Here is a 15,430-nt window from a genome sequence, read left to right on the forward strand (position 1 = left end):
GCCACTCAGTCGCCGTCGAGGTCCTGCTCCTCGAGCGTCGAGGAGTCGAACTCGTCCACCGGGACCGTGTGGGCGAGCGCGCCGTCGCGGTGCACCTCCAGGCGCAGCAGGCCGTCGCCGCCCTGGCGGTCGATCCGGGCCATGCCGACGCCGTCCTCGGTCGGCAGCTCCCAGGACGTGACCGGCTCGTCGTCCGGCGTCCCGGGCGGGACGACGCCGACCCGCAGCTCGTCGCCGTCCCGGGCGATGGCCACCAGCGGTCCGGCGTTCCCGGCGCGGTCCAGCAGGGCCACCGCGGTGTCGGGCCGCAGCACGTCCGGGCCGTCCAGCAGCGAGAACTCCAGGCCGTCCGAGGGCTCCGGGTCGCCGAACCAGGCCACGTACGGGCGATCCCGGAACGTCCCCTGCACGAGCGCCCACACCTGCCCGTCCGGCACCTCACCGGCGAACAGCACCCGTCGCGAGGGCAGCGGCGGGTCGACCGGCGCGCCAGGGTCGGACGGCATCCCCGTGTCCCAGCTCAGCCGGCGGATCTCGTCGAGCAGGGCCAGGTCGCCGGCCAGCGACCCGCGCGTCGCGCCCGGGGAGCCGGCGGCCGTCGGCGCGGCGGCCTCCGGGGTCACCGTCCCCTCCGACGGGTGCCGCAGCAGGGGCACCGACACCGCCACGACGACGGCGACGGCGAGCGCAGCGCCCCCGGCCACCACCCGGCGGTGCCGGCGGCGCGCGCCGGCGACGACGGTCGCGTGCAGGTCGGGCGGGGGTCCGTCGACGCGGCCGGCGCGGTCGGCGAAGTTGCTGCGCAGCAGCTGCTCGACGTCCATGCCTCAGCGGCCTCCGTTCGCGTACGTCGGGTCCCCGAGCAGCGCCCGCAGCCGGGCCAGGCCGCGCGCCGTCTGGGTCTTCACCGTGTTCACCGAGCAGCCGAGGGCGGCCGCGGTGCCGGCCTCGGACAGGTCCTCCCAGAAGCGCAGCACCAGCACCGCCCGCATCCGCGGCGGCAGCGTCGCCAGCGCCCGGGTCAGCTCGTCGCGGTCGGCCAGGTCGGACGACGGCCGGTCGTCGGCCCGGTCCCCGGGCGGCAGGTCGACGATCTCCTGGACGACGCGGCGCCGCCGCCAACCGGCGGCCGTGGTGACCAGCACCCGCCGGACGTAGGCGTAGGGGTCGCCGCGCTCGCTCACCCGCCGCCAGTGCCGGTAGGTCTTGACCAGCGCCGCCTGCAGCAGGTCCTCGGCGTGCCCGCGGTCGTGGGTGAGCAGGACCGCGGTGCGCAACAGCGCCGGCGAGCGCTCGGCGACGAACGCCTCGAAGGTCGCGTCGTCGTCCCGCACGCCGCCCCCTCCCGTCGGTGCCGACACTGGCGAACACGCCCGCCGCGGGGTCCGACGGGTGACACCGAGACCGAAACGTGACCTTCGCCGGGCCCGCCTCGTGCGCCACACCGGTCACAGGCTGCGCGGTCGTGTCGGGGCGCCGTGCTTCCATCGCAGGCGTGGCAGTGCGCGGACACCTCCTGGACCCCGCGCCGCACGGGGGTGCCGCACCGGTCTACCGGCTGGTGACGGGGGAGCCGGTCCGCGCGGGCGCGCCGGTGCTCGACCCCACCCAGCGGGCCGTGGTCGACCACCCGGGCGGCCCGCTGCTGGTGCTCGCCGGCCCGGGCACGGGCAAGACGACGACGATCGTCGAGGCGGTCGCCACCCGCATCGAGGACGGCGTCGACCCCGAGCAGATCCTCGTCCTGACGTTCAGCCGCAAGGCCGCCGCCGAGCTGCGCACGCGGGTGACCGCCCGGGTGGCGCGGACGATCCGCGAGCCGCTGGCCCGCACCTTCCACTCCTACGCCTACGGGGTGCTCCGCCGCGCCGCCGTGCTGCGCGGCGAGCCGGCACCGCGGCTGCTCACCGCCGCCGAGCAGGACGCCGTCGTCGCCGAGCTGCTGCGCGGCGACGTCGAGGAGGAGGGCGCCGTCCGCTGGCCCGCCGAGCTGGCGCCGGCGCTGGCCACCAACGGGTTCCGCAGCGAGCTGCGGGAGTTCCTCCTCCGGGCCACCGAGCGCGGGGTCGACGCCGCGCAGCTGGTCGCGTGGGGGCGGGAGCTCGGTCACGAGCACTGGGCGCACGCCGCGGCGTTCCAGCAGCAGTACGAGCAGGTCACCTCCTTCGCCACCGTCGCCCGCGGTGACGCCTCGGGCTACGACCAGGCGGAGCTGGTGCGGGCGGCCATCGACGAGCTGGCCGGCGACCCCGAGCTGCTCCGGCAGGAGCGCGAGCGCGCCCGGTGGCTGTTCGTCGACGAGTACCAGGACACCGACCCCGCGCAGGTCGAGCTGCTCGAGCTGCTGGCCGGGGGTGGCGGCAACCTCGTCGCCGTCGGCGACCCGGACCAGGCGATCTACGCCTTCCGCGGCGCCGAGCCGCGCGGCATCGTCGAGTTCCCGGAGCGCTTCCGCCACCTCGACGGCCGCCCCGCCGAACGGCACTCCCTCGGCGTCTGCCGCCGCTCGGGCGAGGAGCTGCTGCGGATCAGCCGCCGGGTCGCCGAGGGCCTGCCCGGCCCGTGGGAGCACCGGCGGCTGGCGCCCGGGGAGGGCACGCCGCCGGGGTCGGCCGAGGTGCACGTGTTCGGCTCGGCCGCGGTCGAGGCCGCCTACCTGGCCGACCGGCTGCGCCGGGCGCACCTGCTCGAGGGCGTGCCGTGGTCGGAGATGGCGGTCGTGGTGCGCAGCGCCGTCGCGTTCGGGCCGCTGCGCCGGGCGCTGGCGCAGGCGGGCGTGCCGGTGGCGGTGTCCTCCGACGACCTGCCGCTGGCCGCGCAGCCGGCCGTGGCGCCCTTCCTCTCCGCGGTGTCGGCGCTGCTGCCGGCCACCCCCCGCGGCACCGAGCCGGTCGGCCTCGACGAGACGGCCGCGGAGGCGCTGCTCACCTCGCCGCTGGGCGCGGCCACCGTGCTCGACCTGCGCCGGCTGCGGCGCGCCGTCCGGATCGTGCTGAACACGCGCGGGGTCGACCCGGCCGAGCGGGGCGCCCCGCTGGCCACCGCGCTGGCCGACGACACGCTGCTCGACGAGCTGCCCGAGCACGTCGCCCGGCCGGCGCTGCGCGTCTCCGCCGTCCTCACCGCCGGGCGCATCGCCCTGGCCGGCGGCGGCACCGTCGAGGACGTGCTGTGGGCGATGTGGCAGCGCAGCGGGCTGGCCGGCCGGTGGGCGCGGCTGTCGGCCGCCGGCGGCACCTCGGGCGCGGTGGCCGACCGCGATCTCGACGCCGTCGTTGCGCTGTTCGACGCCGCCGCCGGGTTCGTCGACCGGCTGCCCTCGGCCGACCCCCGCGCCTTCCTCGACCACCTCTCCGCCCAGGAGCTGCCCGGCGACACCGGGGCGACCCGGGCGGTCCAGACCGAGACGGTCCGGCTGCTCACCGCGCACGCCTCCAAGGGCCTGGAGTGGGACCTCGTGTGCGTCGCCGGCGTGCAGGAGGGCGTCTGGCCCGACCTGCGCGACCGGACGACGCTGCTGGCCGCCGAGGACCTCGTCGAGCGCGCGTCCGGCGTCGACGGCGCCCGGGTCGACCGGCGCACGCTCGCCCTCGCCGAGGAGCGGCGGCTGTTCTACGTCGCCTGCACCCGCGCCCGCCGGCGGCTGGTGGTCAGCGCGGTGCAGGGCGCCGTCGACGGCCCCGACGCCGGCGCCGCCCCCTCGCGGTTCCTCGACCTGGTCGAACCGCCGCCGGAGGAGGGCCGCACGCCCACCGAGCTGCCGCGCTCACTGACCCTGCCCGCGCTGGTCGCGACCCTGCGCCGCGCGCTCGCCGACCCGCAGACGCCGGTCGCCCGCCGGTCGACCGCGGCCTCGGTGCTGCGCCGGCTGGCCGACGAGGGCGTGCCGGGCGCCGACCCGTCGACGTGGTGGGGCCTGGCCGCGCTGTCCGACGACGCACCGCTCGTCGACCCCGACCAGCCGGTGCGGGTGCGCCCGTCGGCGATCGAGGGGTTCCGCAAGTGCCCGCTGCGCTGGGTGCTCGGCGCGGTCGGGGCCGAGCCCGCGCCCGACACCACCCGCACCGTCGGCACGGCGGTGCACGAGGTGGCCCAGCGCGTCGCCGAGGGCCTGCCGGCCGAGGATGCCGGCGCCGCCCTCGACGCCGAGCTCGACGAGCTCGACCTGGGCCCCGGGTGGGCCGACCAGCGGCAGCGGGCCTCCGCGCACGACATGCTCGACCGGTTCGTCGCCTGGCACGGCCGCAACTCCCGCGAGCTGGTGGCCGCCGAGGCCGACTTCTCCGTGCAGGTCGGCCGGGCGCGGATCAGCGGTCAGGTCGACCGGCTCGAGCGCGACGCCGAGGGGCGGCTGTTCGTCGTCGACCTCAAGACCGGCAAGTCGACGCCGTCGGCCGACGAGCTGGCCGAGCACGGGCAGCTGGCCGCCTACCAGGCGGCGATCGCCTCCGGCGCGTTCGTCGAGCACGGCACCGAGGCCGGCGGCGCGGCGCTGCTGCAGATCGGCTCGGGCCGGGCCGCCAAGGAGCAGGCGCAGGACCCGCTGCCGGCCGACGTCCCGGTGCTCGAGACGTGGGCCGGCGAGCTGCTGGCCACCGTCGGCGAGGGCATGGGGGCCGGCACCTTCGAGGTGCGCACCGGCAGCGGCTGCGACCGCTGCCCGTCGCGGCGCAGCTGCCCGCTGCACGAGCGCGGCGGCCAGGTGACCAGGTGAGCCTCGATCAGCTGTCGTTCGACGACCTCTTCGCCGAGGAGCCGCCGGAGCCCGAGCGTCGGGTGCTCACCCCGGCCGAGGTGGCCGCCCGGTGCGGGCTGTCCTACGCGCCGTCCGACGAGCAGGCCCGCGTGGTCGCCGCGCCGGCCGACCGGCCGCTGGTCGTGGTCGCCGGCGCCGGGTCCGGCAAGACCGAGACGATGGCCGCGCGGGTCGCGTGGCTGGTGGCCAACCGGGTGGTGGAGCCCGAGGCGATCCTCGGCCTCACGTTCACCCGCAAGGCGGCCAGCGAGCTCAACGAGCGCGTGCGGCTGCGGCTGGGCGCGCTGGCCCGGCACCCCGACACCGAGCCCGACCTGCGCGAGCGGCTGGCGCTGGCCCTGCCGACGGTGTCCACCTACCACGGCTACGCCGCCTCGCTGGTCGCCGAGCACGGCCTGCGCATCGGCATCGAGCCCGGCGCCGGCGTGCTCGGCCCGGCCATGTGCTGGGGGCAGGCCGCGGCGGTCGCCGGCGCCTACACCGGCGACATGTCCGACGTCCCGCTCAGCCTGCTCACCACCGTCGAGGACGTGCTGGCGCTGGCCGCCGAGCTCGGCGAGCACGACGTCTCCCCGGCCCAGCTGCGGGCGTGGACCGAGCACTTCGAGCGGCGGGTGCGCGGGTACGCCGACGCCCCGCGCAAGCGCGGCGTCTACGCCGACGTGCAGAAGGTGATCGAGCGGCAGCGGGCACGCGCCGCGCTGCTGCCGCTGGTCGAGGGCTTCCAGGCGCGCAAGCGGGCCGCCGGCGCCATCGACTACGCCGACCAGGTCGCGTACGCGGCCCGGATCGCCGTCGCCGCGCCCGAGGTCGGCCGCCGCGAGCGGGCCCGCTGGCAGGTGGTCCTGCTCGACGAGTACCAGGACACCAGCGTCGGGCAGCTGCGCATGCTCGAGGCGCTGTTCGGCGGCGCGACCGGCCACCCGGTGCTCGCCGTCGGCGACCCGCGGCAGTCGATCTACGGCTGGCGCGGCGCCTCGGCCGGCACCATCGAGCGGTTCCCCCGCACCTTCCCCGGCCGGGACGGCGCCCGGGCCGAGCGGCTCACGCTGGCCACCAGCTGGCGCAACGACCGGGCGGTGCTGGCGGTGGCCAACGCCGTCGCCGGGATGCTGCCCGAGCCGGCCGAGCCGCTGCCCGACCTCACCGCCGCACCCACCGCGGGCGCCGGCACGGTCGAGGTCGGCCTCTACGACACCGTGGCCGAGGAGACGCAGGCGCTGGCCGACCGGCTGGCCGGGTGCTGGCACACCGACGTCGCGAAGCGGCCGACGATCGCGGTGCTGGCCCGGGCGCGCAAGCAGTTCCACGGCATCGCCACCGCGCTGCGCGAGCGGGGCGTGCCGGTCGAGGTCGTCGGCCTGGGCGGGCTGCTCGCCGTCCCGGAGGTGTCCGACGTCATCGCGACGCTGACCGTGCTGGTCGACCCGACCGCCGGCGACGCGCTCGGCCGGCTGCTCACCGGCGCGCGCTGGCGGATCGGTCCGCGCGACCTGGCCGCGCTGAACGACCGGGCGCGGGCCCTGGTGCGCCAGCGCCACGCGGCGGCCGACGACGACGGCCCGCGGGAGCGCGGCAGCATCGTCGAGGCGCTCGACGACCTCGGTCCGGCCGACGCGTACTCGATGCCGGGGTACCGGCGGATGCGCCGGCTGGCCGGCGAGCTGGCCCACCTGCGCGGCCGGATCGGGGAGTCGCTGCCCGACCTGGTCGACGAGGTGGCCCGCACCCTCGGCCTGGAGACCGAGCTGGCCAGCGCGCCCGACGTCAGCCCGGCCGGCGCCCGCACCCACCTCGACGCCCTGCACACCGTCGCCGCCGAGTTCGTCGAACTGGCCGAGCTGCCGTCGCTGCCGGCCTTCCTCGGCTACCTGCGCGACGCCGAGGAGCGCGAGCGCGGCCTGGAGCCGGGCGAGGTCGCGGTCAACCCCGAGGCCGTGCAGCTGCTCACCGGGCACTCCGCGAAGGGCCTGGAGTGGGACGTCGTCGCCGTCCCCGGCCTGACCGTCGACCAGTTCCCGGCGAAGACCGACACGAGCGACTCGTGGATCAAGGACCCGGGCGCGCTGCCGGCCGACCTGCGGCTGACCGACCGCGCGGAGCTCCCCGCGCTCGTGCTCCCGCCGCCCGGCTCGGGCGACCAGGCCGACGTGAAGACCGCGGTCGAGGACTACGTGCAGGCGTGGAAGGACTTCGGCACCCAGGAGGAGGTCCGGCTCGGGTACGTCGCGGTCACCCGCGCGCGGGAGCTGCTGATCTGCTCGGGCAGCTGGTGGCGCGACGGCAAGAACGTGTGCGGGCCGTCGTCCCTGCTGCTCACCGTGAAGGACACCTGCGAGGCCGGGGCCGGCGCGGTCGCGCACTGGGCGCCGCCGCCGTCCGACGACGCCACCAACCCGGCGCTGGAGGAGTGGCCGGTCGGCATCTGGCCGGCCGACCCGCTCTCGGCCGGTCGCCGGCGGGCGCTGACGGCGGCGGCGGAGCTGGTCCGGGCGGCGGTGCCGCACCCGCTCGACGTCGACCGCCTCGGAGAGCCGGACGACGAGGTGGAGCAGTGGGTGCGCGACGCCGACCTGCTGCTGCGCGAGCGGGCCCGGCACGCCAGCCCGACCGTCGACGTCCCGCTGCCGGCGCACCTGTCGGTGTCGGCGCTGGTGACCCTGCGCCGCGACCCGGCCGAGCTGGCCCGGCGGCTGCGTCGGCCCATGCCGGCCGCGCCCGCGCCGCAGGCCCGCCGCGGCACCGCGTTCCACGCCTGGCTGGAGGAGCGGTTCGGCTCGGCCCGGCTGCTCGACCTCGATGAGCTGCCCGGCTCCGGCGACGAGCTGGCCGCGCCCGACGGTGCGCTGGCCGAGCTGCAGGAGGCGTTCCTCGCCAGCGTCTGGGCCGACCGGCAGCCGATCGAGGTGGAGGTGCCGTTCGAGACGCCGCTGGGGCCGCTGACCCTCCGCGGCCGCATCGACGCGGTGTTCACCACCCCCGACGGCGGCTACGAGGTGATCGACTGGAAGACCGGCCCGCCGCCGTCGGGCGCCGAGCTGGCCGCCGTCGGCGTCCAGCTGGCCGCCTACCGGCTGGGCTGGTCGCGGCTGACCGGCGTGCCGGTGGAGCGGGTCAGCGCCGGCTTCCACCACGTCGCGGCGAACCGGACCCTGCGCCCGGTCGACCTCCTCGACGAGGCCGGTCTGCTCGCGCTCGTCTCCGGCACCGCCCACGGGGAGGAGTACGAGCCGGAGCCCGAGGCGTGAGAAAGGACCCCGTCCTCCTCACCCCTCGCACGCTCGGGGCGAGCCTCTGGACGGGGCCTTGCGGCGCGGGTGACGCCTCAGACGGAGGCGATGCGGTCGAGGACCGCGGTGGCCAGCTCCCGCGGCGCCTGCTCGGGGATCCAGTGCGTCACCCCGGGCAGCTCGACGAAGCGGTAGTCGCCGGTGACGTGCTTCGCGCAGCCCTCGGCGGCGGTCCGGCCGATCGCGGCGTCGCCGTCGCTCCACACGTAGGTGGTGGGCACCACGACGTCGTCCACCGGCGTGGCCGAGCTCATCGCCCGGTACCAGTTCAGCGCGGCGGTCAGCGCCCCCGGCGCCGACAGGACGGCGACGTACTCCTCGACCGCCTCCGCCGGGATGCCGGTCTCCGCCTCGGTGCCGAGCATCCGACGCAGCCGCCGCATGTCGTCCTCGAGCAGCACCTCCTCGGCCTTGCCCGCCTGCCAGAACAGCCGGATGTAGCCCGAGCGCTCCTTCTGCTCCGGGTCGCCGCGGTAGGCGGCGGTGTACGCGGCGGGGTGCGGCACCGAGACGGCGGTCAGCGAGCGCACCCGGTCGGGGTGCCAGGCCGCCAGCGCCCAGGCCACGTTGGCGCCCCAGTCGTGCCCGACGACGTCGGCGACCGGGATCTCCAGCGCGGTCATCAGGTCGGCGGTGACCTGCGCCAGGTTGGTCGTCGCGTAGGCGTCCACCTCGGCCGGGCGGGCGCCGGGGGAGTAGCCCAGCTGGTCGGGCGCGTAGGTGCGCAGCCCGGCCTCGGTGAGCAGCGGCGTCACCCGCGCCCAGCACGCGGACGTCTCGGGGAAGCCGTGCAGGAGCAGCACCGGCCGTCCGTCGTCGGGACCGTCGACCCGGACGTCGAACGTGAGGTCACCGACGTCGGCCTTGATCAGCTCACCGGGCATGCCCGGACGGTAGCCGCTGGCCCCACGGCTACCGTCGGTGGCCGTGACCAGCCCCGAGCGCGAGTTCGTGACCGCCCACCTCGACGACCTGCACGCCGACCTCGACGCCTGGCTGCGCATCCCGTCGATCTCGGCCGACCCCGCGCACGCGCCCGAGGTGGCCCGCAGTGCCGCCTGGCTGGCCGAGGCGCTGCGCCGCACGGGCTTCCCGGTCGTCGAGGTCTGGCCGACCCCCGGCGCCCCGGCGGTCTTCGCGGAGTGGCCGTCGGCCGACCCCGGCGCCCCGGTCGCGCTGGTCTACGGGCATCACGACGTCCAGCCGGTCGACCCGCTGGAGCTGTGGGTGCACCCGCCGTTCGAGCCCACCCGCGTGGAGGGGCCCGACGGGCCCGAGCTGCACGGCCGCGGCGCCATCGACGACAAGGGCAACGTCGCCTTCCACCTGCTCGGCATGCGCGCCCACCTGGCCGCCACCGGCCGCGACACCCCCGCCGTGACGGTCAAGCTGCTGATCGAGGGCGAGGAGGAGTCCGGCTCGCCGCACTTCGCCGACCTGCTGCGCGAGCGGCGCGACCGGCTCGACTGCGACGTCGTCGTGGTCAGCGACACCGGCATGGCCGCACCGCACCTGCCCAGCGCGGTGACGTCGATGCGCGGGCTGGCCGACGCCGAGATCACGCTCCGCGGCCCGGCCGTCGACCTGCACTCCGGCTCGTTCGGCGGCGGCGTCCCCAACCCGCTGCACGCGCTGGCGACGCTGGTCAGCCGGCTGCACGACGACCGGGGCCGGGTCACCCTGCCGGGGTTCTACGACAAGGTGCGGCCGCTGACCGACCGCGAGCGCGAGCTCATGGGCCGGGTGCCCTTCGACGAGGCGGAGTGGCTGGCCGGGCCGGCCGCCTCGCGGGTGGCCACCGGGGAGGCGGGGTTCACCACGCAGGAGCGGATCGGCGCCCGGCCGACCGCGGAGGTGAACGGCATGTGGGGCGGCTACACCGGCCCCGGGCACAAGACGATCATCCCGGCCGAGGCGCACGCCAAGATCACCTTCCGGCTGGTCGCCGACCAGCGCCCCGTGGACGTCGGGGCGATGGTGCGGGCCTGGGTCGAGGCCAACCTGCCGGAGGGCATCGAGGCCGAGGTGCACACCCCGCCGGGGGGCGTCGCCCCGTGCGCGAGCGACCTCGACTCCCCGTGGATGGACGCCCTGCTGCGCGCGATCGCCCAGGCCTGGGACAGCGAGCCCGACCAGGTGCTGTTCATGAAGGAGGGCGGCAGCGGCCCGGAGGCCGACCTGGTCGAGCAGCTCGGCGCGCCGCTGGTCTTCCTCGGCGCGGGCCTGCCCACCGACCGCATCCACTCGCCGAACGAGCGGGTGCTGCTGCCGATGCTGCACCGCGGGGCCGAGGCGGCGGCCCACCTGTGGCGCGAGCTGGCCGGTGTCCGGCGCGGGTGAGCCACCCGCCGCGACGGGGCCGCTGGCGGCGGGCGGGCCGTACCGCCTGCTGAGCCTCCTCGGCCAGGGCGGCATGGGGCAGGTGTGGCACGCCCACGACGACGAGCACGACCGCGCGGTCGCGCTCGAGGTGCTGGCCGACCAGCTCGCCTCGTGGTGGGACTCGCCCGCCGACCTCGACGGTTGACCTCTCCTGCTCGCGCGGGTCCACGACCTACAGTGCACCCGTGACCGGACCTGGGGACCCCGCGCCGGCTCCGGGCTGGTACCCGGACCCGGACGGCACGCCGGGCTACGTGCGCTGGTGGAACGGCATCGGCTGGTCGGACGTCACGACGCCGGCCGGCCCGGGCGTGGCGGTGCAGCGCTCGCCGGTGCTGGCCCCGCCGGCACCCGAGCGGCCGAGCACGCCCTCGCCGGTGCCGCCGCCGTCGTCGCCGCGCCCGTTCCCGACCGGCTGGGTGGTGGGGCTGTCGGTGCTCGCGCTGGTCGCCGTCCTGGTGATCGGGGTGCTGGTCGGCACCTCCGGCGGTGACGGCCCGACCGTGGCCGACCCCCCGCCGCCGGCGACGACGGCGCCGTCGGGGACCCCGTTCCCGCCGGGCACCGTGCGGATCATCGACGAGGCCTCGAGGCTGTCCTACCCCTGGCTGGGCGAGAACTGGGTCGAGTGGGACCTCGGCAACCAGTTCGAGACGACGGCCATCGCCGGGCAGTACTTCACCACCCAGGAGGAGGTCCCCGACGGCGGGATCTTCATCGCGCAGTGCACGTCGGGTCCGCTCTCGGAGGGCTACGGGTGGGCCGGGCCGTCGACGCTGCAGAGCACGGTGGTGCAGCTGGCCGACAGCGTGCGGGGCAACTACTACCCCGGCCCGAACGAGCGGACCGTGCTGCGCGACGAGGCGCGCACGGTCGACGGGCACGGGGCGCACCTGTACGAGTTCCAGCTGTCCTGGGACGTCTCCGGCTACGACTCCACGGGGGAGCGGGCCGCGCTGCTGCTGGTGGACGTCGGCCGGGCCGTGCCGGCGCTGCTCTACATCTCCATCCCCAACACCCACGCCGAGCTCTACGGCGTCATCGACCAGGTGCTCGACGACGTCCAGGTCCTGTGAGGCCGGGATCAGCTGACCTGATCCCCGTAGCTCCTCCCTCACGTTGCACCGTGGGGGAGGACCGCTTTTGATCAGGTGGGCTGATCGTGGCCGTAGCGGCGACCGGACGGCGGAGGTCCTGAACCCCCGATTACTGTCGTCCGCGTGACAGCAGCTGGGGCCGAACTGACCTTGCGGCACCCGGTGGAGCGCTTCTCGCTCGAGAACGGGCTGCGCGTCGTCCTCGCCCCCGACCGCAGCGTGCCGGTCGTGGCGGTGAGCGTGTTCTACGACGTCGGCATGCGCAACGAGCCCGAGGGCCGCACCGGTTTCGCCCACCTCTTCGAGCACCTGATGTTCCAGGGCTCGGCGCACGTGCCCAAGATGGAGCACGCGCGCCTGGTCCAGGCCGCGGGCGGGACGTTCAACGGCTCGACGCACCAGGACTACACGAACTACTTCGAGGCGCTGCCGGCCGAGGCGCTCGAGCGCGCGCTGTTCCTCGAGGCCGACCGCATGGCGGCCCCGGCCATCACCGAGGAGAACCTCCGCAACCAGATCGACGTGGTCAAGGAGGAGATCCGGGTCAACGTGCTCAACCGGCCCTACGGCGCCTTTCCCTGGCTGCAGCTGCCGCAGATCGCCTTCGAGAGCTTCGCCAACACCCACGACGGCTACGGCTCGTTCGTCGACCTCGAGTCCTCGACCGTGGACGACGCGGCGGACTTCTTCGACAAGTACTACGCGCCCGGCAACGCCGTCCTGTGCATCGGCGGGGACCTCGACGTCACCGAGACCGAGAAGCTGGTGCGCCGCTGGTTCGGCCCCGTGCCGGGCCGTGAGGTGCCCCCGCGGGTGGCGACCGGCGAGCCGTCGCCCACGGCGCCGCGGCGCGGCACCGTCGAGGACGCGCTCGCCCCGGCGCCGGCGGTGGCGGTCGGCTGGCGCGTCCCCGACCCGGTCGGCGACCTCGACACCTACCTGGGCACGGTGCTGCTCGCCGAGCTGCTCAGCGAGGGCGACGCCTCCAGGCTGGAGCGCCGGCTGATCCACGACGACCGGATCGCCATCGCGCAGAGCAGCTACGTGGGCCTGTTCGGCGACCCCTTCGACGTCCGCGACGCCACGCTGCTCACCACCCAGGTGCACCACCCGGCCGCGGTCGACGTCGAGCAGGTGCTCGGCGCCATCCACGAGGAGGTCGCGCGGGTGGCCGAGGACGGCGTCGCCACCGAGGAGCTCGCCCGCGTGCAGGCCCGCACCGAGGCGCAGCTGCTCCGGCAGGCCGACTCGGTCCTGGGCCGCACGCTCGCCTTCGCCGCGTCCGAGCTCGTGCACGGCCGCGCCGAGCTGGCCGGCGAGCTCGCCGCCCGGCTGGCCGCCGTGACGCCGGAGCAGGTGCAGGTCGCCGCCCGCGGCGTCGACCCGGGCACCGCCGCGGTCCTGGAGCTGCGCGCGACGGGAGGCGCCAAGTGAGCGAGCTCGCGAGCTCACCGATGTACGCAGCAGCGCCGCGAACGCGGCCGACGAGCGCCGGCGAGGAGGCCTCGTGAGCGCCCCCACGCTGGACCTGTCGCTGATCCCGCCGCTGGGCGAGCCGCGCCCGCAGCCGGCGCCGCCGGTCACCGAGACCGTGCTGCCCACCGGCCTGCGCGTGGTCGTCGTCCCGCGGCCGGGCGTCCCGCTGGTGGAGCTGCGGCTGCGGGTGCCGTTCGCTGCCTCCAGCGCGCGCAGCGCCGCCACGCACACCGCCCGCGCCGCCGTCCTGTCCGGCGCCGTCCTCCAGGGGACGACGCAGCACGACCAGACCGAGATCGCCCAGCTGCTGCAGGGCCACGGCGCCGAGCTGTCGGTGAGCGCCGATCCCGACCGGCTGCTGTTCTCCACCACGCTGCTGCCGGAGGGGCTGCCCGCCGTCCTCGGCGTGCTGGCCGAGCTGCTGACGGCGGCGACCTACCCGAACGACCGGGTGGAGGGCGAGCGCGCCCGCGTCGCCGAGCGGATCGGCATCGCCCGGTCGCAGCCCGGGGTCATCGCCCGCACCGCGCTGGCGGCCCGCCGCTACGGCAACCACCCGTACGCACTGCAGCTGCCGACGCCCGAGCTGGTCTCGGCGGTCCGCAGCACCGCGCTGCGCACGCTGCACCGCGACCGCGTCGTCCCCGCCGGCAGCACGCTGGTGCTGGTCGGCGACCTCGACCCGCGGGCGGCCGCCGACGCGGCCGGCACCGCGCTGGCCGACTGGTCGAGGGACGGCGAGGCGATCAGCGCGCCGCCCGCGCCGGTCGTCGACCCCGGGGTGCTGGAGATCGTCGACCGGCCCGGTGCCGTGCAGTCCAACCTGCGGCTCGGCGGGCCCGCCCCCGGTCGCACCGACCCCGACCTGGCCGCCGTCCGGCTGGCCAACATGGTCTTCGGCGGCTACTTCTCCTCGCGGCTGGTCGAGAACATCCGCGAGCGGCGCGGCTACACCTACAGCCCGCGCAGCTCGGTCGACCACCTCGCGGCCGCGTCGTCCTTCCTCGTCGAGGCCGACGTCGCCACCGAGGTGACCGCGCCGGCGCTGCTGGAGACCTGGTACGAGCTCGGCAGGATGGCGCTCACGCCGGTGACCGAGGCCGAGCTCGACGGCGCCCGCCGCTACGTGCTGGGCAGCATGGCGCTGGCGACGGCGACCCACGCCGGGCTGGCGAGCACCCTGTCGGCGCTGGTCGGCGCCGGGCTGTCGGCCGACTGGCTGGCCGAGCACCAGCGGGCGCTGGCCGCGGTCACCGTCGCCGAGGTGCAGGAGGCGGCCCGCCGTTACCTGGCGCCGTCCGCGCTGACGGCCGTGGTGGTCGGCGACGCCGCGGTGGTGGCCGAGCCGCTGCGCGCCCTGGGCGCGGTGCAGGTGGCGGCGGCCGAGGCATGACCGCCCCCGGGAGCACCCCCGCCGACAACCCGCCGGTCGACCGGGGGGCCTGGCCGGTCGGCACGCGCGGCACCACGGGCACCATCCCGGTGCTCGCGCGCTCCGCGCACGACCGCGGGCACCGGCAGCGGGACCTCGACGACCCGACCGGCGGCCGGCCGGTGCGGGTGCTCACCGTCGACCAGCGGCGCAGCGTCCCCGTGCACGAGGGCCCGGGCGGACCGGAGCTGATCTGGGACGAGCAGCCCGAGCTGCCGGTGGGCGCGGTCTACCTGGGCGAGGCCGACGGCGTGCCGTTCGCGGCGATCCGCGGCGAGCGTGCGCTGACCGTCAACGGCCGCCCGGTCGACGCCTGGACCGGGTTGCGCGAGATCGGCGCCGATCTCGGTGACCTCGACGCCGGTCTGCTCGCCGAGGCCATCGGCATCCTCGAGTGGCACGAGCGCAACCGGTTCAGCCCGCTGTCGGGCGCGGCCACCACCATCGAGCGGGCCGGCTGGGTGCAGCGCGACCCCGAGACCGGCGCCGAGCTGTTCCCCCGCACCGACCCCGCGGTGATCATGCTCGTGCACGACGGCGGGGACCGGTGCCTGCTCGGCCGGCAGGCGGTCTGGCCGCCGGGGCGCTTCTCGATCCTGGCCGGCTTCGTGGAGCCGGGGGAGTCGGCAGAGGGCGCGGTCGCCCGGGAGGTCGCCGAGGAGGTCGGCCTGCAGGTCACCGACATCCGCTACGTGAGCAGCCAGCCGTGGCCGTTCCCGCAGTCGCTCATGCTCGGGTTCACCGCCCGGGTGGACGGCGACGACACGATCCGCCTCGACGAGGACGAGATCGAGGAGGCCCGCTGGTTCACCCGGGACGAGCTGCGCTCCGGCGGCGGCCCGCGGGCGCTGCCCCCGCCGGTGTCGATCGCGCGGCACATCATCGACCGCTGGGTCGAGGGGCGGGTCTGAGCAGCGCGCCACGACGTTCCCGCGGGAATTCACGAGGCCACGCTCTTCTGCGCCCGGATCTGTTCCGGTATAGAAGGACCTGCATC

General features: G+C 76.5%; 11 protein-coding genes. 8 read left to right on the plus strand and 3 right to left on the minus strand.

What is annotated here, in order from left to right; all coding sequences use genetic code 11:
- Positions 1–5: 5 nt before the first annotated feature.
- The gene (locus ACI797_RS17960; protein ID WP_456860109.1) at positions 6–824 is read right to left on the minus strand and encodes a hypothetical protein; all 819 of its coding nucleotides are present in this window, start codon (positions 822–824) and stop codon (positions 6–8) included.
- A gap of 3 nt (positions 825–827) precedes the next feature.
- Entirely contained in the window at positions 828–1,334 is a 507-nt protein-coding gene (locus ACI797_RS17965) for a SigE family RNA polymerase sigma factor (RefSeq protein WP_456860110.1), read from the minus strand.
- A 161-nt stretch (positions 1,335–1,495) separates the two neighbouring features.
- Here ACI797_RS17965 and ACI797_RS17970 point away from each other — a divergent pair, with 161 nt between their 5' ends.
- Both ACI797_RS17970 and ACI797_RS17975 read left to right on the plus strand, forming a co-directional pair.
- Entirely contained in the window at positions 1,496–4,714 is a 3,219-nt protein-coding gene (locus ACI797_RS17970; RefSeq protein ID WP_456860111.1) for an ATP-dependent helicase, read from the plus strand.
- Entirely contained in the window at positions 4,711–8,004 is a 3,294-nt protein-coding gene (locus ACI797_RS17975; RefSeq protein ID WP_456860112.1) for an ATP-dependent helicase, read from the plus strand. The genes ACI797_RS17970 and ACI797_RS17975 overlap by 4 nt, the downstream gene beginning before the upstream one ends.
- A gap of 77 nt (positions 8,005–8,081) precedes the next feature.
- Here ACI797_RS17975 and ACI797_RS17980 read toward each other — a convergent pair whose 3' ends face one another.
- Complete coding sequence (locus tag ACI797_RS17980; RefSeq protein WP_456860113.1) at positions 8,082–8,930, minus strand: alpha/beta fold hydrolase; 849 nt, start codon at positions 8,928–8,930, stop codon at positions 8,082–8,084.
- A gap of 43 nt (positions 8,931–8,973) precedes the next feature.
- Here ACI797_RS17980 and ACI797_RS17985 point away from each other — a divergent pair, with 43 nt between their 5' ends.
- The 6 genes from ACI797_RS17985 to nudC all read left to right on the plus strand — a co-directional run bounded on the left by ACI797_RS17985 (position 8,974) and on the right by nudC (position 15,344).
- A complete protein-coding gene (locus ACI797_RS17985) occupies positions 8,974–10,386 on the plus strand; it encodes a M20/M25/M40 family metallo-hydrolase (protein ID WP_456860114.1) in 1,413 nt (470 codons plus the stop codon).
- A complete protein-coding gene (locus ACI797_RS17990) occupies positions 10,370–10,573 on the plus strand; it encodes a hypothetical protein (RefSeq protein ID WP_456860115.1) in 204 nt (67 codons plus the stop codon). Before ACI797_RS17985 ends, ACI797_RS17990 begins: the two co-directional genes overlap by 17 nt.
- Positions 10,574–10,613: 40 nt before the next feature.
- Positions 10,614–11,504, plus strand: a complete 891-nt coding sequence (locus ACI797_RS17995) for a DUF2510 domain-containing protein (protein WP_456860116.1) — start codon at positions 10,614–10,616, stop codon at positions 11,502–11,504.
- Between the two features lie 144 nt (positions 11,505–11,648).
- Positions 11,649–12,959 carry a M16 family metallopeptidase gene (locus ACI797_RS18000; protein WP_456860117.1) on the plus strand — a complete coding sequence of 437 codons (1,311 nt, stop codon included), beginning with the start codon at positions 11,649–11,651 and terminating at the stop codon, positions 12,957–12,959.
- Positions 12,960–13,032: 73 nt separating this feature from the next.
- Entirely contained in the window at positions 13,033–14,394 is a 1,362-nt protein-coding gene (locus ACI797_RS18005) for a M16 family metallopeptidase (RefSeq protein WP_456860118.1), read from the plus strand.
- Positions 14,391–15,344, plus strand: coding sequence for an NAD(+) diphosphatase (gene nudC / locus ACI797_RS18010; RefSeq protein WP_456860119.1), 954 nt, complete (start codon positions 14,391–14,393; stop codon positions 15,342–15,344). Before ACI797_RS18005 ends, nudC begins: the two co-directional genes overlap by 4 nt.
- The last annotated feature ends 86 nt before the right edge of the window (positions 15,345–15,430 follow it).

Source organism: Geodermatophilus sp. SYSU D00691, from assembly GCF_054050275.1.